At 39.9% G+C, this 23843-nt stretch carries 23 protein-coding genes; 9 read left to right on the plus strand and 14 right to left on the minus strand.

Going from position 1 to position 23843, the window contains the following annotated elements; genetic code table 11:
• Window positions 1-103: 103 nt before the first annotated feature.
• The 6 genes from MWU84_RS09130 to MWU84_RS09155 all read left to right on the plus strand — a co-directional run bounded on the left by MWU84_RS09130 (window position 104) and on the right by MWU84_RS09155 (window position 5542).
• On the plus strand, window positions 104-1249 hold the full coding sequence (locus MWU84_RS09130) for an ABC transporter substrate-binding protein (RefSeq protein ID WP_348647860.1): 1146 nt from the start codon (window positions 104-106) through the stop codon (window positions 1247-1249).
• A complete protein-coding gene (locus tag MWU84_RS09135; RefSeq protein ID WP_246900857.1) occupies window positions 1250-2281 on the plus strand; it encodes an iron ABC transporter permease in 1032 nt (343 codons plus the stop codon).
• Between the two features lie 214 nt (window positions 2282-2495).
• Window positions 2496-3197: an ABC transporter ATP-binding protein gene (locus MWU84_RS09140; protein WP_348647862.1), complete on the plus strand. Its 702-nt coding sequence runs from the start codon at window positions 2496-2498 to the stop codon at window positions 3195-3197.
• Window positions 3198-3261: 64 nt separating this feature from the next.
• The gene (gene rmuC, locus MWU84_RS09145; protein WP_246900860.1) at window positions 3262-4611 is read left to right on the plus strand and encodes a DNA recombination protein RmuC; all 1350 of its coding nucleotides are present in this window, start codon (window positions 3262-3264) and stop codon (window positions 4609-4611) included.
• 17 nt (window positions 4612-4628) lie between these two features.
• Window positions 4629-4985, plus strand: a complete 357-nt coding sequence (locus tag MWU84_RS09150) for a 6-phosphogluconate dehydrogenase (protein WP_246900862.1) — start codon at window positions 4629-4631, stop codon at window positions 4983-4985.
• 5 nt (window positions 4986-4990) lie between these two features.
• Entirely contained in the window at window positions 4991-5542 is a 552-nt protein-coding gene (locus tag MWU84_RS09155; protein WP_246900864.1) for an acyl-CoA thioesterase, read from the plus strand.
• On the opposite strand, the gene pgl is transcribed toward MWU84_RS09155, so the two are convergent.
• Both pgl and zwf read right to left on the minus strand, forming a co-directional pair.
• A complete protein-coding gene (pgl, locus tag MWU84_RS09160) occupies window positions 5539-6249 on the minus strand; it encodes a 6-phosphogluconolactonase (RefSeq protein WP_246900866.1) in 711 nt (236 codons plus the stop codon). The genes MWU84_RS09155 and pgl overlap by 4 nt on opposite strands.
• A gap of 25 nt (window positions 6250-6274) precedes the next feature.
• Entirely contained in the window at window positions 6275-7807 is a 1533-nt protein-coding gene (gene zwf, locus MWU84_RS09165) for a glucose-6-phosphate dehydrogenase (RefSeq protein ID WP_246900869.1), read from the minus strand.
• A gap of 196 nt (window positions 7808-8003) precedes the next feature.
• On the opposite strand from zwf, the gene gndA reads away from it, so the two are divergent.
• Both gndA and MWU84_RS09175 read left to right on the plus strand, forming a co-directional pair.
• Complete coding sequence (gene gndA, locus MWU84_RS09170; protein WP_246900871.1) at window positions 8004-9410, plus strand: NADP-dependent phosphogluconate dehydrogenase; 1407 nt, start codon at window positions 8004-8006, stop codon at window positions 9408-9410.
• An 85-nt stretch (window positions 9411-9495) separates the two neighbouring features.
• Window positions 9496-9777, plus strand: coding sequence for a hypothetical protein (locus MWU84_RS09175; protein ID WP_246900873.1), 282 nt, complete (start codon window positions 9496-9498; stop codon window positions 9775-9777).
• A 119-nt stretch (window positions 9778-9896) separates the two neighbouring features.
• Here MWU84_RS09175 and MWU84_RS09180 read toward each other — a convergent pair whose 3' ends face one another.
• The 3 genes from MWU84_RS09180 to MWU84_RS09190 all read right to left on the minus strand — a co-directional run bounded on the left by MWU84_RS09180 (window position 9897) and on the right by MWU84_RS09190 (window position 12871).
• Window positions 9897-11174, minus strand: a complete 1278-nt coding sequence (locus tag MWU84_RS09180; RefSeq protein ID WP_246900875.1) for a CDC27 family protein — start codon at window positions 11172-11174, stop codon at window positions 9897-9899.
• Window positions 11175-11397: 223 nt separating this feature from the next.
• Entirely contained in the window at window positions 11398-12165 is a 768-nt protein-coding gene (locus tag MWU84_RS09185) for a DUF4331 family protein (RefSeq protein ID WP_246900877.1), read from the minus strand.
• A gap of 25 nt (window positions 12166-12190) precedes the next feature.
• Entirely contained in the window at window positions 12191-12871 is a 681-nt protein-coding gene (locus MWU84_RS09190) for a DUF4331 family protein (protein WP_246900879.1), read from the minus strand.
• A gap of 178 nt (window positions 12872-13049) precedes the next feature.
• On the opposite strand from MWU84_RS09190, the gene MWU84_RS09195 reads away from it, so the two are divergent.
• Window positions 13050-14237 carry an LETM1-related biofilm-associated protein gene (locus MWU84_RS09195; RefSeq protein WP_246900881.1) on the plus strand — a complete coding sequence of 396 codons (1188 nt, stop codon included), beginning with the start codon at window positions 13050-13052 and terminating at the stop codon, window positions 14235-14237.
• A gap of 92 nt (window positions 14238-14329) precedes the next feature.
• Here the strand turns inward: MWU84_RS09195 and MWU84_RS09200 are convergent, their stop codons facing one another.
• From MWU84_RS09200 to MWU84_RS09240, 9 genes are all read right to left on the minus strand, one after another.
• Window positions 14330-15085, minus strand: a complete 756-nt coding sequence (locus MWU84_RS09200; RefSeq protein ID WP_246900883.1) for a LytTR family DNA-binding domain-containing protein — start codon at window positions 15083-15085, stop codon at window positions 14330-14332.
• Window positions 15086-15133: 48 nt separating this feature from the next.
• Window positions 15134-15457 carry a 2TM domain-containing protein gene (locus tag MWU84_RS09205; protein WP_246900884.1) on the minus strand — a complete coding sequence of 108 codons (324 nt, stop codon included), beginning with the start codon at window positions 15455-15457 and terminating at the stop codon, window positions 15134-15136.
• A complete protein-coding gene (locus tag MWU84_RS09210; RefSeq protein ID WP_246900886.1) occupies window positions 15457-15795 on the minus strand; it encodes a 2TM domain-containing protein in 339 nt (112 codons plus the stop codon). Before MWU84_RS09210 ends, MWU84_RS09205 begins: the two co-directional genes overlap by 1 nt.
• Window positions 15786-16088 (minus strand): 2TM domain-containing protein, encoded by a 303-nt coding sequence (locus MWU84_RS09215; protein ID WP_246900888.1) that lies wholly within the window; start codon window positions 16086-16088, stop codon window positions 15786-15788. Before MWU84_RS09215 ends, MWU84_RS09210 begins: the two co-directional genes overlap by 10 nt.
• A gap of 89 nt (window positions 16089-16177) precedes the next feature.
• Entirely contained in the window at window positions 16178-17515 is a 1338-nt protein-coding gene (locus MWU84_RS09220; protein ID WP_246900890.1) for a 2TM domain-containing protein, read from the minus strand.
• A 19-nt stretch (window positions 17516-17534) separates the two neighbouring features.
• Window positions 17535-17822 (minus strand): hypothetical protein, encoded by a 288-nt coding sequence (locus MWU84_RS09225; RefSeq protein WP_246900892.1) that lies wholly within the window; start codon window positions 17820-17822, stop codon window positions 17535-17537.
• Window positions 17823-18186: 364 nt separating this feature from the next.
• The gene (locus MWU84_RS09230) at window positions 18187-19320 is read right to left on the minus strand and encodes a Gfo/Idh/MocA family oxidoreductase (RefSeq protein WP_246900894.1); all 1134 of its coding nucleotides are present in this window, start codon (window positions 19318-19320) and stop codon (window positions 18187-18189) included.
• 11 nt (window positions 19321-19331) lie between these two features.
• The gene (locus tag MWU84_RS09235; protein WP_246900896.1) at window positions 19332-20189 is read right to left on the minus strand and encodes a sugar phosphate isomerase/epimerase family protein; all 858 of its coding nucleotides are present in this window, start codon (window positions 20187-20189) and stop codon (window positions 19332-19334) included.
• 85 nt (window positions 20190-20274) lie between these two features.
• On the minus strand, window positions 20275-23781 hold the full coding sequence (locus MWU84_RS09240) for a PVC-type heme-binding CxxCH protein (RefSeq protein WP_246900898.1): 3507 nt from the start codon (window positions 23779-23781) through the stop codon (window positions 20275-20277).
• Between the last annotated feature and the right edge of the window lie 62 nt (window positions 23782-23843).

Below are 23843 nucleotides of genomic sequence, written 5' to 3' on the forward strand. Positions count from 1 at the left end.
AAATACTCTAGATGCAAAAATTTATGACTATTGTTAGGCTTTTAGAAATTTTGATTCAAGAAATTAATACTACTTTTGAATTCTTAAACAAACCTTGAAACTCTTGTACAAAGCATTCCTTTTTTTAATCTTACTGTCCATTTTCTCTTGCAAACAGCCTAAAAAAGAGCCTATTACAAGTTCTATTTTAGCGCAGTCCACAGACATAGATTATGCCCAAGGTTTTACTATTGAGAAACTATCCTCCGGTGTAACCATTATTAAGGTATCATCGCCCTGGCCAGAATCCAAAGCCAGTTTTAATTATGCTTTGGTTCCTAAGGAAAAATTGTCGTCCATAACACTGAACAGGGATGAATACAATGCCGTAATTGGGGTGCCCGTCCAAAAAATAGTAGTTACCTCTACCACCCATATCCCTGCATTGGAAGCACTGGGAGAGACCGGTAGATTAATTGGATTTCCAGATACGGAGTACATATCTTCCCCAAAAACCAGAAAACGAATAAATGAGGGTTTGGTTCAGGAATTGGGCAACAATGAATCCCTAAATTCAGAAATGGTGATCGCCTTAAATCCCGAGATAGTTGTAGGATTTAGCATTGACAATCAAAACAAGGCTTACGAAACTATACAACGATCCAATATTCCTGTTGTTTACAATGGGGACTGGACAGAAGAAACACCTTTGGGCAAGGCTGAATGGATAAAATTTTTCGCCCCTTTTTTTCAAAAAGAAAAAATGGCAGATAGTATATTTCGTTCTATTGAGGAGAATTACAATAGTGCCAAGGCCCTTGCAAAAAAGGCAACTAACAGACCAAAGGTATTCAGTGGTGCCCTATATAAAGATATTTGGTACCTGCCCGGTGGCAAGAGTTGGGCCTCTAAATTTATAGAAGATGCCAATGCGGAATATTTATGGAACAATACATCCTCAACCGGAAGTCTTTCCTTAAGTTTGGAAAGTGTAATTGAGCGTGCCCAGGATGCCGACTTCTGGATTTCCCCATCACAATTTGGTAGTTATTTGGAATTAAAGGAAGCCAACAGACATTATGCCCGGTTTTCTGCTTTTCAAAACAACAAAGTTTATACCTATGCCTATTCCAAAGGGGAAACCGGGGGATTGCTCTATTATGAATTGGCGCCAAATAGACCGGATTTAGTCTTAAAAGACCTTCTCCATATTTTTCACCCTGAGCTGCTTCCCAACTATATTCCGACCTTTTTTAAACCCTTAAACTGAGTGCTGCAACAAAAAACACATAGAACCTATTTTATCCTTCTACTACTCCTAATGATGGTTTGTTTTATGGTGAACATCAGTTTAGGTTCTGTATCCATTCCCTTACAGGAAACATTGAAGGCGATCATCGGAAAAGCTACCAAAGTGGATTCTTGGAGCTATATTATTTGGAACTACCGAATTCCCAAAGCCTTTACCGCCATATTGGTAGGAAGTGGTTTGGCTTTGAGCGGTCTATTGATGCAGACCTTATTTAGAAATCCCTTAGCGGGTCCCTTTGTTCTCGGCATAAGTTCAGGAGCTAGTTTAGGCGCCGCCCTATTAATTTTGGGATCTTCCCTATTCTCCGGTATATTTGCTTTCGGCATGGTAAATGATATTTCCTTGGCTTTGGCATCCAGTATCGGGAGCTTTCTGGTACTTTTGGCCGTCATGGTTGTTGCCGCCAAGATAAAGGATACTATGGCCCTCCTTATTATTGGTCTTATGTTCGGTAGCATTACCACGGCAGTGGTAAGCGTGCTGTCCTATTTTTCCACGGCCGAAAAATTACAACAATATGTATACTGGTCTTTCGGAAGTATCGGGAATTTATCCTGGAACCAACTTTTACTGTTGTTAATGATTATAGCGATTGGAATTTTGATCAGTATTTTTTCCATAAAACCCCTGAACGCCCTATTATTGGGAGAAAGTTATGCCAAAAGTTTAGGTGTAAATATGAATAGATCCCGGTATTTGATTATTATTGCTACTGGATTACTGGCAGGCGGTGTAACTGCCTTGGCAGGTCCCATTGCCTTTATAGGCCTAGGGGTACCACATTTGACACGACAAATTTTCAACACCACCGATCATAAAATTTTGCTGCCGGCGGTATTGATTTATGGGGCCATTTTAATGTTGATCTGCGATACTATTGCCCAAATGCCCAATTCGGCCAATGTATTACCCATTAACGCCATAACATCTATCATAGGGGCGCCAGTGGTAATTTGGCTGCTACTAAGAAAAAGAAAAATGATTTTTTGATTTCCTATCATGATAAAGCCACGGTACCATAGTGGCAAAGTATATGTAATGATTTAGATGGACCAAAAGGACCAATAAAACCTCAAAAACGAATAACTTAGCAATAAACAATATACCTAAAATAGATACTAGTACGCCTCATATCGCCCTCAATACTGAAAACCTGAGCATAGGTTATTCTTCTAAAAAGCAACAATCCTGCATTGCCCGGGATATTAATTTCTCCTTAGTTAAAGGTGAACTTGCTGCAATTGTTGGCGTTAACGGTATTGGAAAGTCTACCTTGTTGCGCACCCTTGGCAATGTACAGCCTAAATTATCCGGTAGTATCACTCTGAACAAACTGCCCTTGGAACAACATTCCACAACTGGATTGGCAGCTGAAGTAAGTGTTGTTTTAACAGAGCCCATTGCCTCCAAAAATTTAACGGTGTTGGAGTTGATAAGTCTGGGCAGACAGCCATACACCAATTGGATAGGGACACTTACCGCAGAAGATAGGGAAAAGATCAACATAGCATTGGACCTAGTCCAAATTTCAGAATTGAAGTCTAAAAAATGTTATGAACTTAGTGATGGACAATTGCAGCGCGTAATGATCGCGAGGGCCATAGCCCAAGATACCCAGCTAATATTATTGGATGAACCCACCACGCATTTGGATCTATACCATAAGGTCCAAATATTGAAATTGCTCAAAGCCATTGCCCATACAACGAAAAAGACCATTCTCTTTACTACCCATGAAATTGAAATTGCGATTCAGTTGTGCGACAAAATGTTGATATTGGAAAGAAACCAGAGCACATTTGGATCACCTTGTGAATTAATTCAAAAGAAGAGTTTTGAAAATCTGTTCCCTGCAGACACCATTACTTTCGACGCTCAAACAGGTTCTTTTAGAGTTAATAAGTAATGAAAGCCAACACCGCTTTTTTTTAACACAATCCACTATCTTTACCGCAAAGAACCATAAATAAATGAATGAATTGCTTGTATATGCAGTCCTTGCACTAGTTGGCCTTGCCATAGGATATTTTCTAGGAAATTATATCCAAAATCTAAAAACAAAATCAAGTCAAAGCACCCTTATGGAGCGGGAACAACAGTTGAGAAACAACCTCAGCGTGTTGGAACAAAAACTATTGGATGCCGAAGAGCACAAAGCGCATTTACAATCCGAAAAAGAACAATTGGGCAATAAAATAGTCCGCTATCAGGCCGAATTGGAAAATTTGGACCTAAAAAACAGGGAACAAAAAGGTGAGGTAGAAAAATTACAGGAAAAATTCACCAAGGAGTTCGAAAATTTGGCCAATAAAATTTTGGATGAAAAAAGCACCAAATTCACTGAGCAAAATAGGGAGAACATTAAAAATATATTGACCCCCTTACAGGAGAAAATAGTTCTTTTTGAGAAAAAGGTCGAAGACAGTCAAAAAGAAAGTGTGGGTATGCATTCCGCCCTAAAGGAACAATTGGCCAATCTACAAACACAAAACTTAAAAATTACCCAAGAAGCCGAAAATCTTACCAAAGCCCTAAAAGGAGACAGTAAAATGCAGGGCAATTGGGGGGAATTGGTATTGGAACGTGTCCTTGAAAAGTCGGGCTTGGAAAAAGATCGGGAATATAGCGTACAACAAAGCTTCACCAGAGAAGACGGCAGTCGCGTGCTACCCGATGTTATCATAAATCTACCAGATGGCAAAAAGATGATCGTAGATTCAAAGGTATCCCTTACTGATTATGAACGATACGTGAATGCCGAGGATGAACTGAAGGAAAAGTTTCTCAAGGACCATATCAATTCCCTAAGAAGACATGTGGACCAACTTTCTGCTAAAAAATATGAGGACCTTTATGAAATGGAGAGTCCTGACTTTGTACTCATGTTCGTTCCCATAGAGCCTGCATTTGCTATTGCAATAAACAATGATAACTCCTTGTACAACAAGGCGTTTGAGCAGAACATTATCATAGTAACCCCTTCCACCCTATTGGCTACATTACGTACTATAGATACCATGTGGAACAACGAAAAACAACAACGTAACGCCATTGAAATTGCAAGACAGGCCGGTGCATTGTACGATAAATTTGAGGGTTTTGTTGGGGATTTGATGAAGGTGGGCAAAAAGATGGATGAGGCCAAAACCGAATACAAGGGGGCTATGAACAAATTGGTCGATGGCAGAGGAAATATAATTACCAGCATTGAGAAATTAAAGAAAATGGGTGCCAAAGCAAAAAAGTCCATCCCAGAAACCCTGCTTAAAAGAGCGCAGGAAGATGATGACGATAACGAGGAACCCCTAACCTTACTTTAAATAACCTATACTTGTATATGAAAAAAATACTCGGATTGACCTTGCTCGGCCTAGTACTAATTATGACGGCCTATTTTTCATTTGTATATTTTGTTCCCTATAGTGAAGGCATCCGTTCCGGGGAACTCATTAAAATAAGCCATAAGGGAGTGCTCATAAAAACCTGGGAAGGTGAGATCAGTCAAGGAATTTCGGGAGCCCAAATATTTTCCTTTTCGGTTTTAAAGGACGATGTAATCGCTAAATTGAAAGAATATCAGGGATCTTATGTAAAAGTAACCTATATTGAACGTTACCGTACCTTCTTTTGGCTAGGTGACACCAAATATTTTATCACATCTGTAGAAAAAGAAAACTCTCCCCACTTAAATTAGAAACGATGGACAAATTCAAAACAGCCAAACAATCCAGAGTATCCATAACCGAATTAATGCTTCCCTCCCATTCCAATTTTGGGGGTAAGGTACACGGCGGACATATATTAAACCTAATGGATCAAATAGCCTTTGCCTGCGCTTCAAAACACTCTAGAAAATATTGTGTTACTGCTTCGGTAAACAAGGTAGATTTTCTAAACCCTATCGAGGTTGGGGAATTGGTTACCTTAAAAGCATCTGTTAATTATACTGGACGAACCTCTATGGTCATTGGGGTTCGCGTGGAATCCGAAAATGTAACCACAGGAAAAAAGAAGCATTGCAATTCCTCCTATTTTACCATGGTGGCCAAAGATACTGACGGACGCAGCACAGCAGTTCCAGGTCTAATTGTTGAAGATGAGCAAGGGGTTCGTAGGTTTGCCCGTAGTATTCAGCGAAAAAAACAGGCAATGTCCAGAGGCAGTCAGTTTGAATCATCCCAATTTAAGATAACAGATCATTTGAAAGATTTGGACAACGAAAATGTAAAAATTAATCTGGCGCCCGCTTAATTGATCTGGGCAGCGGCCTCCTCGTCCAAAAACCAAATTAATTCCCCTGATGTCGGCACTACCAAGGAAGCTGGATAATTCTCATGTCCTTCCTCTTTGGTAATTATTGACCTGACCTTTTCAGCTTTGCTACTCCCAGTCACCAAAAATGCAACGGTCTTGGCATTATTGATCAGCTTACCGGTTATGGTAATTCTTCTTTGGCCCGAATCCGGATGTACGGCCACTTCACAGGTATTGTTGGAATTCCATAGTTCAATTTCGTGGGGGAATATAGATGCTGTGTGCCCGTCATCACCCATACCAAGTATTACCAAATCAAATTGAGGGATGTTGTTCACTATAGGCAGTTCCTCTTCCAGCACCTTTCCATATCTTCCAGCCTCCAATTCCGGCAGGTCTTCCCCAAGAACTCTATGAATATTATCCTTTGGAATATTAATCTTGGACAATAAGTGGTCTACCGTCATTTTGTAATTACTTTCCGAATCAGTGGGAGGAACACAACGTTCATCTCCCCAATACAAATGAACCGTAGACCAATCCACGTCCTTATAATGCGCTGCCATATAATCAAATACCACTTTAGGGGTACTGCCTCCGGACAAGGCGATATGGGTTGTTTTGTTCTCTTTTATCAGTTCTTCCAAATAATCGGAAAAGTTTTTAGCTACGTCCGTTTTTGTTGGGGATATATTAATATGCATCTATTATAAAATTTTAAATTAATGATTACCGAATAACACAGAAACCAGGATCATCGGCCAAATTTTCACCAGGATTCCTCCACTTTAAGTCCCCTTCCAATAAACGGTCCGAATTGGTTGGACCCCAAACTCCAGAAGAATAACCATAGATATTAACATCCGAACCATTCTTCCAATAGTCCAATATAGGATCGACAAACTCCCACGCCGCTTCCACCTCATCCGCTCTGGCATAAAGGGTAGCATCGCCCTGCATGGCATCCAACAACAATCTTTCGTAGGCGTCCATTACATTGTTGTCTACCAGGTTGGAATAGTAAAAGTCCAGATTGGCCCGTTCTACGGTAAAGCCCTGCCCTGGCACTTTTACCCCAAATTTAATAAGAATGCCTTCATCCGGTTGAATTCTAATAATCAACTGGTTATCCTTATTGTTCATATCAGAATTTTTAAACACTTGGTGATGAGGCGATTTGAAATGAATTACCACTTCGGTTACCTTGGTAGGCATTCTTTTGGCGGTACGCACATAGAATGGAACACCTTTCCACCTCCAATTGTCCACAAAAAATTTGATGGCGGCATAGGTCTCCGTCTTGGAGTTGGGATCCACACCATCCTCTTCCCTATACCCCTTAACTTTTTTTCCATCTATAACCGATGCCAGGTATTGCCCCCTTACTGTATTGTTATACAAGGTTTCCTCATCGCGCATAATCCGCAAGGATTTTAAGGCCTTAACTTTTTCGTTCCTTATTTCCTGGGCACTGGCATCGATTGGCGGTTCCATAACAATTAAGGAGACAATTTGCAATAAATGGTTCTGGAACATGTCCCGTAGTGCACCCGATTTGTCATAATAGCCACCCCTTTTTTCCACGCCAACACTTTCAGCATTGGTAATTTCTATGTGGTGTATGTAATTTCTGTTCCATAGCGGCTCAAAAATACTGTTGGAGAAACGCGTCACCAATAAATTCTGGACCGTTTCCTTTCCTAAATAATGATCAATCCGGTAGATCTGGGATTCTTTAAAGTAGGTTTGCAGACCGATATTTAGATTTTTGGCGGTCTCTAGGCTATATCCAAAAGGTTTTTCAACAATGATTCTCTTCCAGCCGTTATCTTCATTGTTCAACCCTTGGTTGGAGAGGTTTTTTGCAATTACCTCATAAAGACTAGGTGGAGTAGAAAGATAAAAAATATAGTTTTCACCAGTAGCGAATTTATCATTTAAGTCAGATATTCTGGTCGCCAATTTACTGTATTCCTTGTTATAGTCCTCGCCAAGGTCTTCATAAAAAAACTTGTCGGCCAGGGTGTTTATAAAATCAGAAGATGCATCCTTTGTCTTATCCTTTAAGTAGGCACTCTCCAATACCACCTTTTTCCTAAACTCACCGTCGGTCATATTACTCCTACTAACCCCCAACACGACGAAATTCTCCGGAAGTTGTTTTGCCTTATATAAATTAAATAAAGCCGGTACCAGCTTTCTAGCAGTTAAATCTCCTGATGCCCCAAAAATAACAAGCATTTGATTTGCTGTTTTGTTCATATTATAATTATTGGAAGTTTTGTTCAATTTGTTGGGAATTTAAAACTATGCTTCTAAAAACCGTTTAATTGACTATTTTTGATTTTTAATTTTTGAATTATCGTGCGAAGATAAAACTAATTTAGCTTATTCATTTATAAACAAGGACACTTAACAAAAGCAACTTTATTTTGTTAAATAACTTTAAGAAAAAAACATGGAAAACACATATGATTTTGGATTGATTGGTCTAGGTGTAATGGGACGTAACTTTATTTTGAACGTTGCGGACAACAACTTTTCGGCCATGGGATACGATCTTGATGATGAAAAAGTAAATGCTTTAATTGAAGAAGGACAAGACACCAAGAGGGTTAACGCCTCTACAGACATAGAACATTTCATAAGCTCCCTATCACAACCCAGGAAAATTATGCTTTTAGTGCCTGCTGGTAAAATAGTGGATTCTGTAATAGCGAGTCTATTGCCGTATTTGGACAAAAACGACCTTATTATAGATGGGGGGAATTCCTTTTTTACCGACACCGATCGCAGGGAGACTTATTTACAAAGTAAAGGAATACACTTTTTTGGTTCAGGAGTATCAGGAGGGGCAAAAGGAGCCAGGCGAGGCCCCAGTATAATGCCAGGAGGAAACAAGGAGGCCTACAAAGAGGTACAACCTATATTTGAAGCAGTTTCGGCCAAATTCAAAGGAGAGCCCTGCGTAGCCTATTTGGGACCCAAGTCTGCCGGAAACTATGTGAAAATGGTACATAACGGCATTGAATATGGTTTAATGCAACTTACCTCTGAAATATATGACCTTCTAAAAAAAGCTGGAAAGTATTCCAATGATGAACTTCATAGCATTTTCGATACCTGGAACAAAGGTAGATTACAGTCCTTTTTAATAGAGATATCTGCGGAGATTTTTAATCAGGATGATGATAAGGGGGAAGGGAGATTGGTAGACAAGATATTGGATAAGGCCAAGCAAAAAGGTACCGGAAAATGGACATCCCAGAATGCAATGGATCTAGGTATTCCCATACCTAGCATAGATATAGCTGTTAGTATGAGAGAAGTTTCAGCTTTAAAGGACGAAAGGGTTTTAGCCGATAAATTGTACAATAGGCCAGAACCTGCGATAATGGACAAAAAGGAAATGGCCAAATGGGCAGAGGAAGCACTGTACTTCTCCTTTATTACCACATATGCACAGGGACTGCATCAATTGGCAGATGCCTCCAAGGAATACGGTTACGACTTGGATCTATCCGTAATAGCCAAGATCTGGAGAGCGGGATGTATTATCCGTGCCGGTTTATTGGAAGATATTTCCTCTGCATTTACCAAGGACAAACAATTGCCCAACCTTTTATTGTCCCCACAGTTTGTTCCCAAGGTCCAGTCTACTGTAGGGGCCACCAGAAATCTTGTAGCCTATGGGGCCAAAAATGGTATTCCATTGCCGGGTCTTTCCAACTCCTTGACCTATTTTGATGCCTATACCTCTGGTAGATTGCCTTTAAACCTAATTCAGGCACAACGGGATCACTTTGGGTCGCACACCTATGAAAGGACAGATATGGAAGGTATCTTCCATACCGAATGGGAATAATAGCCTAGGGGTTAAACAAACCTTTGTATATAACTTTTTTTGGGCTATTTTTAATATTAATTAAAAGTAGCCCAAAATATTTAAGATGAGCGGAAGTATTCAGGACATGAATAATAGAGTGAACCAGAATCGCTCTTTAAAACCTTCCAATAGAGCTAGGTTTAAGGACAACAATAGGGATAACATATATTCGGATTCCTCACCCACTCTTACAAAACTGAACTTCAAGACCGTTTCCGAAATAGAATTAAAGAAAATAAAGGAAAGAATTAAAAATAGGGCCCTAAGAGATCGTACTAGGCAAACTTATATTTTCCTTTTTATCGTTGTTGTCCTTTTAGGCCTGTTAATTTTGCTCTTCAAATAAAAAGAACACCACAACAATGTATGCCGTGGTGTTCCCACCTAAAAAAACACCAAACACACATTACCAAATTTAACCCCGCCTTAGAAATAATGTGTCTGTACCACCCAATTATTACGTGATCACAGATTCAAAATTTTGCTTTCCATAGACGGGCCAAGTTCATAGATCGAGCCTAACAATTCCCGTTTTAATTCTGAAAGCTTGCAATAATTCCCAGTGGCCTTGTAAATTTCCGCTGAACGATAAAGTATTGCAGGCTCAAAGGTTTTGCCTTCAATATGTTTCCTAACAATCTCTAGGGCCCTATCCTTTTCACCCAATTTAAAATAACTGTAGGCCAATAGATTATAGGATTCCGGAGTAGGCCTATTATCCACTTCAATTTCCGCTACCTTCAACGCTTTATGGTATTGTTCTGTCAATTCCAAATACATATCTGCATTATAAGCATTGTACATAACACCGTAATTAGGGTTCTCCACCGCTATGGCATAGCTATCCAGATTATTGGTCATCTGCAGCATATTCCCCATATATTCCGCTATCTCGGCCTTCAGCAGATAATAGTCGGGTGACGTATTGTTCATTGTAACGGAATCCAAAATCCGCAATGCCTCCTTTGGGTTCTTTTCATATGAGAATACGATCCAGGCAATTCCTTTTTTAGCATATGCATTTTGGGGATCCATTCGCAAAGATTTTAAAAAGTGATCATAAGAATCCTGTATTCTTCCGGCATGACCGTAGTAATCCGCCAAATTCGTGTATGACCACAACATTAAAGAGGAATTCTTTGAGGATTCGGCCTTTTCCCTTGCCTTTTCCAAGAAACGGATGGCGGTTTCCAAATCCCCTTTATGATCGTTCCATTTTGCCGATCGAATCAGATAATCAAAATCTGACATATTCTTTATACTATCCAAGTATTGTTGTGCCTTTCCATAATTACCAAGTTCCATATGAACATCAAAAAGTAACTTCTGTGATTCTGCCACCCCACTACCCATCGCCCTGGAAGAATTGGCGAGTGCCAAGGCCTCCTGGAACCTGTGTTGTGAAATGTAGTTACGTGCCAATGCCCTATAGTATCCGGATTTTCCAATCGCTGCGATTTCCACAGCTTTTTTCAGGGCTTTTTCAGCCATTTTAAGATGTGTTATATCCCCGGTTTCCTGAAAATACCTACTGTACTCCCCTGCAACGATCCCAAAACTCATAAGCTGCATACTGTCCGGTTTGATCATGGAATTCCATTGCTCAAAATATTTTGATGTTTTCTTGGATTCCGCTGAACCGAGATAAACATTATAATCGCGGATGTCTGTAATTTGTTCTGAAGCCTCCTGGGAACAGGATACCAACATAAGCAATACTATAATTAGAAATGTATATTTCATTGTTGAAAGTTTAAATTACTAAGTGATTCTTTCTTAAATAAGGGAGGACTATTGACATCCTCCCCTATTCTTCTTTTCATCTACTTAAACTATATGGTATATTTTTCTGTTTGACCTGCCCTACTTCTTCACTCAGGCGGGTGTAATTCGCCATTAAACAATTATTCCCGGTAATTATACAGAGTTGTCAAAAATTGTCATGGCCCATTTCACAGATAAACACTTATTCGGGGTTTCCCACGTAAGGGAAACTTGCAGAAACTGTGGCCGTTAGCGCCACACCATCAGAAGTTAACCTTGGCGTATCCGGATTGCCATCCATATTTTTATCGGATCCGTCAAAACGATCTCCTTCTTCTCCGCCAAATAGGAGAATCAGGGAAACATCTATCACATCGTCGGTCAAAGCTCTACCGGTTAGCGCTACCTCGTCCCCATCAGGCACCAATATCCTTCCATCGTTGTCAAAATCGGTTCCCGGGTCAAAATAAGTAGTGGGCAAGCTTGGAGAAATCTCCAATACGTCCGCAGCCAAGTAAGTCGTTAGGGTAGCGGCATCCAGTCCCAAAATATTATTCTCATAATTAAGGGCGGCCGGGTCAACACCTAAGAGGCCCGCATAGACGTCATAATATTGCTCTAAGCGAGCTTCATACCCCACTTGGAAAGTAGCTGCCATTTCCGAAGGAATAGTCCTGTTATGAGCGTCTTTAACACTTGCTTCCCCTTCCATATCGTATCCAAAAACCGTGTTTATTCCAGGTCTCCCCATATGATCTACCTGAGTATAACTCCCAGAAAAATCCACCGCGGTCATACAAGGTTCACAAGGGCCTCCACAATCAATACCCGTTTCACTACCGTTCTTTATGCCATCATTACAAGTAGCCATAGCCACGGGCTCCATCATTTCATCATCGTTATTACAGGATGTCAATACAGTCAACCCCATGATCGGTATCAGTAAATATTTTATTTTATTAAGTTTCATAGTTGTAATTTTTAAAGTTAAATGATTATTGTTTTTTGTTTGTAGTCACCCAAGTCTTATAGACCGGCAATTGTAAGGCATTCTGGCCCGTAGGGGTCCCCAACAAGGCGTTTGGCACCTCTAGCACAATGGACATGGTGTTTTTTCCCTCAAAGGTATCCACAGCCTCCTCTGCGGTCTTAAATCCACCAGGGGCCATTCCTCCGATAACGGCGTTAAATTGGAAGAAATCGAAGAAAAAAGAATCTTGTCTAGGTCCGGCAAAAAGTGTTACACCATTCGCCGTTGTTTCCTTGATGGCGGTTGTTCCTGAAATTTCCACACTTCCCAATGGCGAGTCGGTCATAACCTCACTATCCATTCCAGTTTTCAAAGGTGCTACGGGTCCAAAAAAATACATTCTCCCCTCCCTTGGTATGGCCTGAATAACCAAATCCTCGACCAAGTCGCCATCGGTATCAATATTGATTTCCGTCAACACCATTTCATCAAAGCTTCCATAAGCCAAATCTGGCAGCACGTTGGATTGAAGATCCACCACAAAAACAGTGTTGTCCGAACCTTCCGAAGGCTCAAATCCGTAAAAATCTGCTATATCTGCAGAAGTTCCCATGGAGGACGGAGCGTCTATGTGATCCGCTGCCACCAAAATAGCCCCAGCTACCACTAGCAAGCCAAGTCCAAATAATAATTTTGTCTTTTTCATAATTAAGATATTTTTTAGATTAAAATCACCCTTACCTACGGAGGTTGAATTGTAGGGGTTTGGTTTTAAATGTTAATATTATGTTAACTTATAAATAAGCCTGTTTACCGAAAAAACGACCTTAATAGGAATGAAGTCCCGTATTTTAATTTAATTTTATCCTCTAAAATTTGGGTCTATGAATCCATCTGCTTCTGGTTGGATAGATAAGTTTGGGTATCTAGTAAAGGACAACAATGATTATTTTGGCTCCTTTGAGGATTTATACGCCCTTTTAAAAAGTACCGGTTTTGTTTATGGGATCAATTTGGACATACCCCCTTTCATCGTCAAAGAGGTTCCCCTATCGGAGGACGAGAAAGCAAAGATCAATTTAATAACCGCACTCTATTTTACATATAAGCTTAAGAATAAGGAACCTAATTTTGAAGCCTTTTTGGGATACATCTTTAAGTTCTATAAAGATTTGGGAATAAGCCGGATCTCCTTTTTAAATAAATTTTTAACGGGAAAGAAAACATCCTCCAAACTGGAAAACCTTTTAAATTCCAGAATATATTTGGACGATAACGTTATTAGTAAGACATTCAATAACATCATAACCAATTCGTTGCTTTTTATAGATGTCCTAAGTTTTAAAAAGTATCTCGAAGGCGAAACCGCGATAAAAGAATATGCCCAAAGACTGGAACATATCACCATAAATATTACATATCACACCTTAAATTCGAAAGAGAAAAATAAGAATGACGAAAAACTGGCGCAACTTTTTGCTTCCTCATTGACCTTTATTGCAAGTGAAAAACAGAATTTCGATGGGTCCTATAGGAACGAATTGGTCAACAAATATTCGACTACCGAAAATAGGTATTTTTTGGATGTTGCCTGCTTGACAGTGTGGGAAGATCAGTCACTTGATTACACGGAATCGGAGTTCATTTTTGGCATAGGAAGGGACCTTGGTTTTGACCCAAATGAAATCGCAAAATCACTGAAGGACGTTACTGGATTTTTTCAATTGAACGCCGACAAAATACCCCATCTAAAAGACCATAATTTAGCCGTCCAATTTTACGATAGCATGTCCAAAATTGTAAATAAGCTAATCCTTAGAAACAGTAAACGACTTCAAAAAGAACTTTCAGAAAGCAAGGAATTAGTCTACTTATTATCTAAATCCACCGTAAAAGATCTTAGCCCGGAAGAGAAGAAAAAAGTACAGAATCAACTGGTGGATATTTTTAAAAGTATCCCTTCGCTCGCAATTTTCATACTTCCCGGGGGGGCAGTTTTGTTACCAATATTCATTAAATTGATTCCTAAATTACTACCTTCCTCCTTTGACGACAATAGGGTTGAAGAATAACACCGAAATTGTCCGAAATCGACACTATAAGAAAAACCTATAGTAAGTATTTTTTACACTTAAAATAATCAAAATCAATTACTTAAATAACTTTACTCTAACCATAACTTAAAGTCTTTTACTCGTTCCCTACTCACAATAATTTCCTGCCCTTTAAAGCGATTTAATTTGATTTCCAGCCTGGAATTTGTGTAGGATACTATATCTTTTATATGACTGATATTGACGTAGAACTTTCTGCTAACCCTGAAAAAGGAATTGGGGTGAAGCTCCGATTCCAAGTTCTCCAAAGTATGGTCCAACAGATAATTTCGGCCATCGATGGTGGACGCATAGGTACCTTTGTTCTCACTGTAAAAACATTCTATTTCCTCCGCGTTGATAATTTTCAGATGCTGCCCTACGCTCACCGTAAACCTCTTCTTGTATTCCCGTTCCAAAGGATTGACCAGCAACTTTTTTATGTCCTCAAAATCGAGCGACATTTTTCGTTTTTCAGGTCTAAATGCGAGGTACTTTTTTACTGCAATTTCCAGCTCTTCATCATCTATGGGTTTTAATAAATAATCTATGCTGTTCAACTTAAATGCCTGCAATGCATATTCATCATATGCGGTCGTAAAAATGACCGAACTTTTAATCTCGACCGCTTCAAAAATTTCAAACGAAAGTCCGTCCGACAGTTGAATATCCAAAAAAATTAAATCCGGATGTTGATTTTCCCGAAACCAAAAAACGGCCTCTTCTACGGAGTAGAGCATGGTGGAAACCTCTACCTTCAAATTGGATAATAATCTACCCAATCTTCTGGCTGCAGGTTTTTCATCTTCAATTATGATTGCGTTCATTTTTATTGGTTAATTGGTTATTGATTGATCGCCCTGGCAATTCCCCACTTATTCTTCCATATATTTTCGCAATTGCCTTGCTTCCCACTTTTTTATAAATCCGGACTTAAACCTAAAGTGGTATATCCCTATGACCAACAAAACCACTCCCCAGATAATTGGAATAAAAACAAAATTCCAATCCATCCAAGTTAAAAACCCTTCATCCCTCACCCCTTTACCTACAAAGAAGTCAATAATCCTTCCTTTAAACAAAAAGAGCAGAAGGCTCATTATCACATATATCACTATGTGTGCGTAAAAATTCTTAAGATTGTCTACGCGTTTTTTTGCGCGAATGTACTTTTCAATATCGCCCTTGTCCTTATCCATTATCTATATTTTTCGGATTCCTGCTTTTCTTTATCCATATGTTTCCTTATCTGTCTTTCCTCCCATTCCTTGTTGAAAAAAGGACTATAGGAGAACACCTTTAAACCATGAAAAAAAAGTCCAATCCCCCAAAATAACCACACCGCAAAAGAGCCGAAGTCCCAAAATGCCTCCACAAAGGATTCCCCCTTACCCATATTTTCTATAATCTTAGTTGTCGTAATAAACAAATTAACCGCTATATAAACGGCCAAGTGAATATAAAAGCCCTTTAATTCAGCCACCTGTTTTTTGGCGCGTTCCAATTTTTTATCTTCATCGTAATCCATTATTTCCATCTGTTTTCTCTTTCATCATCTTGCATAAACTCCCTTATTTTTCGCTCCTCCCAATTCTTTCCAAAAAAAGGATTCAGACCAAAAACTTTCACGGCCTTAAACACCAACCCTATCCCCCAGCCAAAAGCCGCCCATAGAAACCACGGGTACCGCCATTGATCGGTCCAGTAATTAAGAGCTGCCAGGAAGCCTATAAAAACAAAATAGGACATAAGGCTTAAATAGAATTTTTTAATTGCCTCCACTCTCTCTTTGGCCCGGAAGTATTTACTTTCCTTATCTATGTTTTCCATGATTTAATTTTAATTCAAATTTCGCGAAACAACCCAACTTTCTCAAAAAGGAATTTATGAACTGTTGAATTTAAAGGATGGACTGTACCCTAAAAACTCTCATCGTCCATATATTTTTGAATTTTTCTTTCTTCCCAGTTTTTACCCAAGAGTGGGTTGTAACCAAAAACCTCCATGGCGTGCACTGCAACACCAAATCCCCATCCTATGGCCGGAAAAATTACCCATGGAAAGCTGGTGGTGTTATAATTTACAACTGCCAGGATGGGCAACACCACGCAGTAGGAAATAAGATTCCCATAAAACCCCTTGATCGCCTCTACCTGTTCTTTGGCTTTTTGATACCTCTTATCCTCCAAAAATGTTTGCTGGGTTTCCCTTTGTCCGATTCCTTTGGTCAGCACAGGCAGTTTTACCGTGAATTCTGAAGTAGTTTTTTCAATCTGCACCTCCTTATTGGACAATATATGATATCGCTCCTGTATATTCTTTAGTCCAACCCCACTACTTTTTTTAACGACTTGCTTTTCCTGTAAATTGTTGGAAACACAAAGCATTCCCCCCTGTTCGTATACCCTTATCCGCAAAGGCTTTGCAGAAGTCACCACATTGTGTTTAACCGCGTTTTCCAATAATAGCTGTAGGGATAAGGGTACTATTTTTGCCTCGGCATCACTGCCCTTTTCAAGAATATCAAAAACAATACTATCCTCAAATCTCATTTTCAACAACCTCACATAAGTTTTGGCGAAGGCAAGCTCTTCATCCACGGTTACCAAGTCCTTGTTTTTCTGCTCCAAAACATAACGATACACCTTTGAAAGGGAGGTGGTAAATTTTTGCGCCTGCGCAGCATCCTCGTCAATTAGGCTAGTCAACACATTTAAGCTATTAAAAAGAAAATGTGGATCCAATTGATTCTTAAGTGCATCAAACTTGGCAGAGGCAGTACCGGCAATTATTTTCTGTTCCTTTACCTTATTCTCCTGTCTATTTTTAAAGTACCAAGCCAAATAAAATATTGCCGAAATCAAAATCGCCAACAACAAGGAAACTTTGTAATCCTCCAATTTCTCATTTATCAAGAAATCAGAAATCGGAATTTTTCCAATGCCCACCCTAAGAATTAAACGGGAAACAAATATCCCGGCCAAAGAGAGCACTATATTACCTGAGACACCTAATAATAGGCGCCATTTTTGGTAAAACTGATTTTTATATTTCGTGATAAGAAACTGGATCCAGTAGGCATTTACCATATAAAGAATTACCGCGAAAATCATATTGCCGTAGTACTCACGCAAAGCTCTTTGGTAGCTAAAACCTTCGTCGAAATTTCCCATAAAAAAGAAAACGGCAAGAAATATAAAATAAATCAGGGTCCCAATAAATACGGCATTTCCTAAATGTTTAATAAATCGCATCATCGAATTTTATTGTCACCTGTTAAAATTTGCCCCAAAAACTGCCTTTACTACCTTGGTCAGAAAGGGAGGATATAGGTTTAAAGTTAACGAAAAGATTCCAAGGTGGCACCTGACACATTGAATTGGCCGGAGTAACATTTTCATGATAAAAAGTTGTCCCTGCAAGTGTTTCCAACTTCAATTCAATTCCATTACAATGTTGACTTACAGCAATAAAGGAACAATTATCTAACAACTTACTTTCATCTTGTACCCCTACCAATCCATTAACGATTGTGGCTATAATTATCAATATGATTTTTTGCATAGCTCAGTTTTATATAAGGTGCTAACTACGCAAAGATGTTTTAAATCAAATAGATAGGGAAATTGAATCAACCGAATTGTAGATTTACTGAGATGAGTTGAAAAGGAACCAACTAGAAATGAAAAAGAGGACGCACCCCTACGTCCTCTTTTTGAATTTTAAAAAATAGTTTCGTTTTAGATAACTTATTTTTCAAGTCTTACTTATGAATGTTAAAATTAGCAATTATTTTTAAATAAGTAGTGCTTTTTTTAAAAAATTATTAACGCTAATCATAATTCACCTTCAAGAAAATCTCCTTAACACCTGCTACTTGACTTAAAACATCACTTAAGATTTTATTCTGTACGGCACAGAAAACAAACTATTTACCTGAAAAAGTAAAATCCGGCAGCTTGATTATCGCACCTCCTTTGAGCGCAGACTCATGTGCAAGAATACCTACACAGGTTATATTGGCGGACTGTTTTGCATTGGGGTAAGGCGCTTTATCCCGAACCAGAGCATTTACAAATTCGTGGACCAGATGTGGATGTGACCCCCCATGTCCGGCTCCCTGGGTAAACGAAAGGTGTTGGTGCTCATCGGAATCGTATACTCCTTTGGTTGTAAAATGTTGTATTTCCTTAGGTAGCAATTTTGCGAAATCCGGACTCTCCACTTCCTCTGGAATTTCGGGTTCTGGTTTTTTGGCCGTATGCACTACCAATGGCTTCCCTTCGATCAAGGGCCATTCTACCGATTTCTTTGAACCATAAACCTCAAAACTTTCCCTGTATTGTCTGGCTACATCAAAAAGGGAACGGTATACTTGGGCACTTAAATCCGAATTCCGAAATTTAATATGCGTAGTCTCTACTGCAAATGGCGAGTTGTAATGAGATATAAGCTCCTCCCGTATAGTTCCCGAACCAAAACAGGAGACGTATTCAGCCTCCCCCCTCGTAAGGGCCAATACGGGGCCTACACAATGTGTTGCGTAGTGCATTGGAGGCAAACCCGGCCAATAATTGGGCCAACCATCCATATCCTGCTGGTGGCTTGCTTTTAAAAACTGTACCTTGCCCAGTTCACCTTTTTCGTACAACTCCTTCATATACAGAAACTCCCTGGCATAAACTACCGTTTCCATCATCATATAGGTGAGGCCGGTTTCCTGAGTTAGGCGTACAATTTCCTCACATTCTTCCACTGTAGTCGCCATAGGCACGGTACAGGCCACATGTTTCCCGGCTTTTAGAGCTTTAATGGACTGAATACCGTGGTCGGGAATTGGGGTATTAATATGCACCGCATCTATTTCCGGGTCCTGCAGCAGGTCTTCATAGGAAGTATATCTTTTTTCAATGTTGAACGCATCGGCCAACTCCTTTAATTTGACAGGATTCCTTTGTGATATAGCTACTAAATTAGCATTTGGATGCTTTTGGTAGATAGGAATAAATTCTGCTCCAAATCCCAAACCAACTATAGCGATATTTACTTTCTTATTGCTCATTTTCTTTATTTTTAATTAAATGTCCTTTTCATAAAATCGATTCCTTGGCTAGCAAATTCATCTTGACTCTTTGCCAAGTTTTTCCAGATACATACTGCCCCTGCCAACTCTTTGATCTCCGGAGTAAAACTTTCAATAACTATTGCCCCTTTATAATCAATAGCCTTCAATCCTTCTGCAAAATCGGCCCAGGGAGTTAGTCCTGTGCCGGGAATTCCCCTATGGTTCTCAGAAACCTGAACATGCAATAATTTATCCCCTACCGTTTCTATTGCTTTGGCAATACTCCCTTCCTCAATGGTCATGTGAAACCCATCCAGTAATACTTTAGCACAATGATGGTTAACATCTCTAATAAAACGCATTACATCCTCTGCGGTATTGATCATGTCGGATTCAAAACGATTGAGAGGCTCCAAGGCAATGGACAAACCATGGCTCTGGGCCATAGAGCAAACTTTTGAAATATTGGATACCGCCAAGTCCCATTCCTTTTTACGCTCTTCTTTAGGAAGCATTCTTGCCTTACCCACCGCTGCGTACATGGGTCCCGCCAAAAAATCCACCTCCCATAGATTACAAAGTTCAAAGCATTTTTCTATGTAATCGAAGCAATTTTGATGTACTGCGGTATCTTTGTGCGTGAGATCCTTCGCAGGACCAAAGGCTCCGCAAACAACTGCCTGTAGTCCGTTATCCTTTAGTGCTTTCTTTATCACCTCTCCATTGATCAATTCAGGGTCTTCAACCGGGATTTCTACCAGATCGTACCCCATCCCTTTAATTTTAGGGAACAAGGCAATGGACTGGGTACTGAAAGGTGATTCCCAAAGCCAAGTACTTACACCGTATTTTATGTTATTTACCATGCTTTAATTATTACTTAAAATAAATTAATGTTGCATCCTATCATACAATTATTTATGAGTACCCTTTTTAAGGCTGATTGTGGTACTATTTTGCCTTTACCACTTTCATAACCCCTTGCATTATTCTCCAATGCCCGGGAAAGGTGCATATAAAAGGGTAGTCTCCAGGTTCTGTGGGGGCATTGAATTTTAAAACCACCTTTTCCTCTGGATTTATGATAGCCGTTGCAAAAAGTACCTCGGACATTTCGGGAACATAATTCTTTTCTGCCCCATTGGGGTCCGTGGCCAATTTATCGGCTGCCATACCCACCTTTTCCTTTTCGCCTATCTTAGTAATGACAAGGTTATGCTGCATAAAATCTGTGTTCTCAAAAACAAGTTCAACAGCTTTTCCTGCTTCCACAACAAACTCTGTAAGATCATATTTCATCTCATTTTTAATGGTCTTGATAGTAATGACTACGGCGTTGGAACTGCCATCCAAGACATTGTCCAATTCCAATTCCACCTCATTGATATACGTTTCTACCAAAAGCTGGGCCAAGGGTTTATCCTCAAAAACGCTTTTTGCAGCTTTGGAATAATCCGATTCCACCTCATATTTCCAATCCCCTGCCAAGGAGATGCTAAATTGACCGGCTTTAAGAAACATCTGCTCTTTTTTACCCCAGATGCCTCCACCACCACCAGTATCTTCTACCCGAACCGCAATAGTATTGTTTCCTGCTTTTAAAACCCCTGAGGGAATCTTGTACACCCTATCGGCCAAATAATCCTTTTCGGTACCACCAACCAAAACCCCGTTAATATAGACCTTATCGGAATCATCTATAGGCCCCAAGGATATGGTACCCGACTTTGCACCTTCATTGGATGGAACTTCCACATTTTTACGAAACCAAATAATACCATCCATCTGCAATCCCGCATCTTCTATCAGTTGGGGAAGGAGCATGGTCTCCCAATTGGAATCATCAAGATCTATTACCTGTCTTAGATTTTCTTCTACCGATCCAATTTCAAAATTGGGGTTATTGTCCATAAAAGCCTTGATAAATCCCTGATGATGTTTACTTCCTGCTGCATATAGGGCCTTTGCCAACCAATCGTCGGTCAATAATTGTTCGTTCTCGCTCAGCTCGAACAACTTTCGGCCTATTTCTACGTTGGGCTCCCTTTCAGAAAAATATATAAGTGCCGATAATTGCACTTCCGGATCCTTATCCTGGAGTATATTGGACTCCAATAAAAGTGCATCTACAGTATTGTTTTTCGGCAAGATCTGTATGGCCGCCTTCCTAACCGTTCCGGACGGATGGTTCAAAGCCCATTTAACTATTTCTATTGCTTCCGTATTTGAAGACACAGCTCCCAGTCCATCAAGGGCCCATAAAGCATGCAGTGCACCCGGATTAAGTCCCAAAATATCCACTTCTGTATTCTTGACCAATGAAATGAGTTCTGGTACTACATCGGCATCGCCATTTTCAACCAATAACCGCTGGGCGGTCATACGCCAGAACATATTGTCATTGGAAAGGGCTTTTACCAAGCCTTTAGAATCCTCATTATCCAAAGTCATGGATGCCTTATCTTCCACATCTTTGGGCATTATACGCCAAATACGTCCCCTGGATTTATCGCGCAAAGGATTCTCATAGGCATTCCCCAGACCGTTCACAGCATCATATCCCCCTCTTTCCACTCTGGGGGTCGGATTGTGTTGTATAATAAAATTATACCAGTCCGAGACCCAAACAGCACCGTCAGGTCCTACCTTGGCTTCAACTGGGGAAACCCATTCATCCGAACTGGCCATCAAATTGCCACCGTCCTTTTCCAAATACCCAGCGCCATCCTTCTCAATTTTAGCAATATGCACTACCCCACCCGTTGGTTCGCAGACAAAGGCGTACTTATTCCAATATTCTTTGGGGTATATCCTTGCTGTATAAAAATGGTGGCCCGCTGCCGCTGTAAAACCTCCAAAAACATCTACCTGTCTTATGTTTTGTGTAATTGGCGACATTGCATAATGGCCATCAATTTTTGAACTACCATTTAGTGAAATCCCCTTTACATCCTTTAGGTTCTTGTTAGGTATACCCATAAATACACTGTGGGTATTGTTCGCTGTGGAAGCAAAAATGGAGTTATCCTCGGTAATACCCAGTCCCCAGGTATTGTTGCTGGTATTGGTCAAAAATTCAAAATTGCCCATTTCCCTGTTAAAGCGATATATACCTTGACTAAACTCGAAGTCTTCACCCGAAATACTTCCCTTAAATCCTGAATAACCCACTACTCCATAAATATTATTGTCTATGCCACGTTGAAGGTTGGAAGGCCCGGCATGGGTATCAAAAACTCCCCATCCATCAATTACAATTTCCTTAACATCTGCCTTGTCATCGCCATCTGTATCCTTTAGGAATAAAAAATACGGGGCCTGGGAAACCAAAATCCCTCCATTCACAAAAGTAAAACTGGTAGGAATATTCAATTTTTCGGCGAATATGGTAAATTTATCCGCCTTTCCATCCCCATCGGTGTCCTCACATATTTTTACCCTGTCGTCCCCGGAGCCTTTATCGTCCCTTACTGTATTGGGATAGTCAACGGTCTCAATTACCCAGAGCCTACCTTTCTCATCCCAATTCATAGCTATAGGATTAATTATATTGGGTTCCGAAGCAAACAGCTCCAACTTAAACCCAGCAGGGACTTGGATCAACTTTGCCGATTCTTCAGGTGTTAAAGGCAACTGATACTTAGGGGCCGGGTCCCTTTTCTCGTAATTGGGAATATTGGCCTCTTCCTTATACTTCAAGGTTGGTATGTCTTTAGAAAATGCTTCCCAATTCTTTTTTACCTGGTCGTCCACTGCCCAAAGAATACCTTCTTTGATAAGATTTTGAAACCCTGGCTTAGTCCACGTTCTTTCATCATGTCCGTAAGCAGTATAGAATACCTTGCCCTTGCCAAATTGCTTTACCCATGTCCATGGCTCATGATGTTCCCCTTCTACCCTTTCCATCAATACGGTGATATCACTGGCCAACTTATCATGCACATAAGTTTCATCCCAAGTGGAAAACTCCTCTAAATTTTGCATTATGGGGTGCGACTTATCAATAATTTTGGCCGTAAAGGTATCCGTACCGTGGGTTTGAAATTGTCCCCCTACCAAATCCACATAGTCTTCCGACTCATTAAAACAAAAACTTGCACAATGAATCGGGATAAATGCATGTCCCTCTGCTACATAATCCAACAAAGCTTTTTCCTGTTCCGGAAACCTACTTTCATGGTTGGCGTAAATAATTACCCCATCATAGAGTTCTAAATTTTCAGGATTAAGATCTTTTACCTCTTCAGTATAGGTAATGTTAATTCCACTTTGAGTCAAGGCAGAGGCCAACATGGGCATATATAGCCTGGAGTTATGGTGTTCCTGTGCGTGCCCAAGGAACAACATCTCAATTCGTCTGGGTTGATCGTCTTTCTTTTTCTTTTCAGAAGGATTACAACTTAACAAGGTTGTAAGTACAATTAGCGAACAAAAAAAACGTGCCGTTAAGGTTTTCATGATTAACTTGTATTTATGTTCAACAATTATAACAATTAATCGAGCACAAAGAATACTATATG

Source organism: Arenibacter sp. F20364 (assembly GCF_023015905.1).
Lineage (GTDB): Bacteria > Bacteroidota > Bacteroidia > Flavobacteriales > Flavobacteriaceae > Arenibacter.

Coding starts and splice junctions, on each gene's coding strand:
- gndA (WP_246900871.1), top strand. CDS start 8,004: ATGGAAAACACATATGATTTTGGATTGATTGGTCTAGGTGTAATGGGA.
- zwf (WP_246900869.1), bottom strand. CDS start 7,807: ATGAACAAAACAGCAAATCAAATGCTTGTTATTTTTGGGGCATCAGGA.
- MWU84_RS09235 (WP_246900896.1), bottom strand. CDS start 20,189: ATGGTAAATAACATAAAATACGGTGTAAGTACTTGGCTTTGGGAATCA.
- MWU84_RS09200 (WP_246900883.1), bottom strand. CDS start 15,085: ATGAACGCAATCATAATTGAAGATGAAAAACCTGCAGCCAGAAGATTG.
- pgl (WP_246900866.1), bottom strand. CDS start 6,249: ATGCATATTAATATATCCCCAACAAAAACGGACGTAGCTAAAAACTTT.
- MWU84_RS09180 (WP_246900875.1), bottom strand. CDS start 11,174: ATGAAATATACATTTCTAATTATAGTATTGCTTATGTTGGTATCCTGT.
- MWU84_RS09240 (WP_246900898.1), bottom strand. CDS start 23,781: ATGAAAACCTTAACGGCACGTTTTTTTTGTTCGCTAATTGTACTTACA.
- MWU84_RS09230 (WP_246900894.1), bottom strand. CDS start 19,320: ATGAGCAATAAGAAAGTAAATATCGCTATAGTTGGTTTGGGATTTGGA.
- MWU84_RS09190 (WP_246900879.1), bottom strand. CDS start 12,871: ATGAAAAAGACAAAATTATTATTTGGACTTGGCTTGCTAGTGGTAGCT.
- MWU84_RS09210 (WP_246900886.1), bottom strand. CDS start 15,795: ATGGAAATAATGGATTACGATGAAGATAAAAAATTGGAACGCGCCAAA.
- MWU84_RS09185 (WP_246900877.1), bottom strand. CDS start 12,165: ATGAAACTTAATAAAATAAAATATTTACTGATACCGATCATGGGGTTG.
- MWU84_RS09175 (WP_246900873.1), top strand. CDS start 9,496: ATGAGCGGAAGTATTCAGGACATGAATAATAGAGTGAACCAGAATCGC.
- MWU84_RS09150 (WP_246900862.1), top strand. CDS start 4,629: ATGAAAAAAATACTCGGATTGACCTTGCTCGGCCTAGTACTAATTATG.
- MWU84_RS09220 (WP_246900890.1), bottom strand. CDS start 17,515: ATGATGCGATTTATTAAACATTTAGGAAATGCCGTATTTATTGGGACC.
- MWU84_RS09225 (WP_246900892.1), bottom strand. CDS start 17,822: ATGCAAAAAATCATATTGATAATTATAGCCACAATCGTTAATGGATTG.
- MWU84_RS09215 (WP_246900888.1), bottom strand. CDS start 16,088: ATGGAAAACATAGATAAGGAAAGTAAATACTTCCGGGCCAAAGAGAGA.
- MWU84_RS09195 (WP_246900881.1), top strand. CDS start 13,050: ATGAATCCATCTGCTTCTGGTTGGATAGATAAGTTTGGGTATCTAGTA.
- MWU84_RS09205 (WP_246900884.1), bottom strand. CDS start 15,457: ATGGATAAGGACAAGGGCGATATTGAAAAGTACATTCGCGCAAAAAAA.
- MWU84_RS09155 (WP_246900864.1), top strand. CDS start 4,991: ATGGACAAATTCAAAACAGCCAAACAATCCAGAGTATCCATAACCGAA.
- rmuC (WP_246900860.1), top strand. CDS start 3,262: ATGAATGAATTGCTTGTATATGCAGTCCTTGCACTAGTTGGCCTTGCC.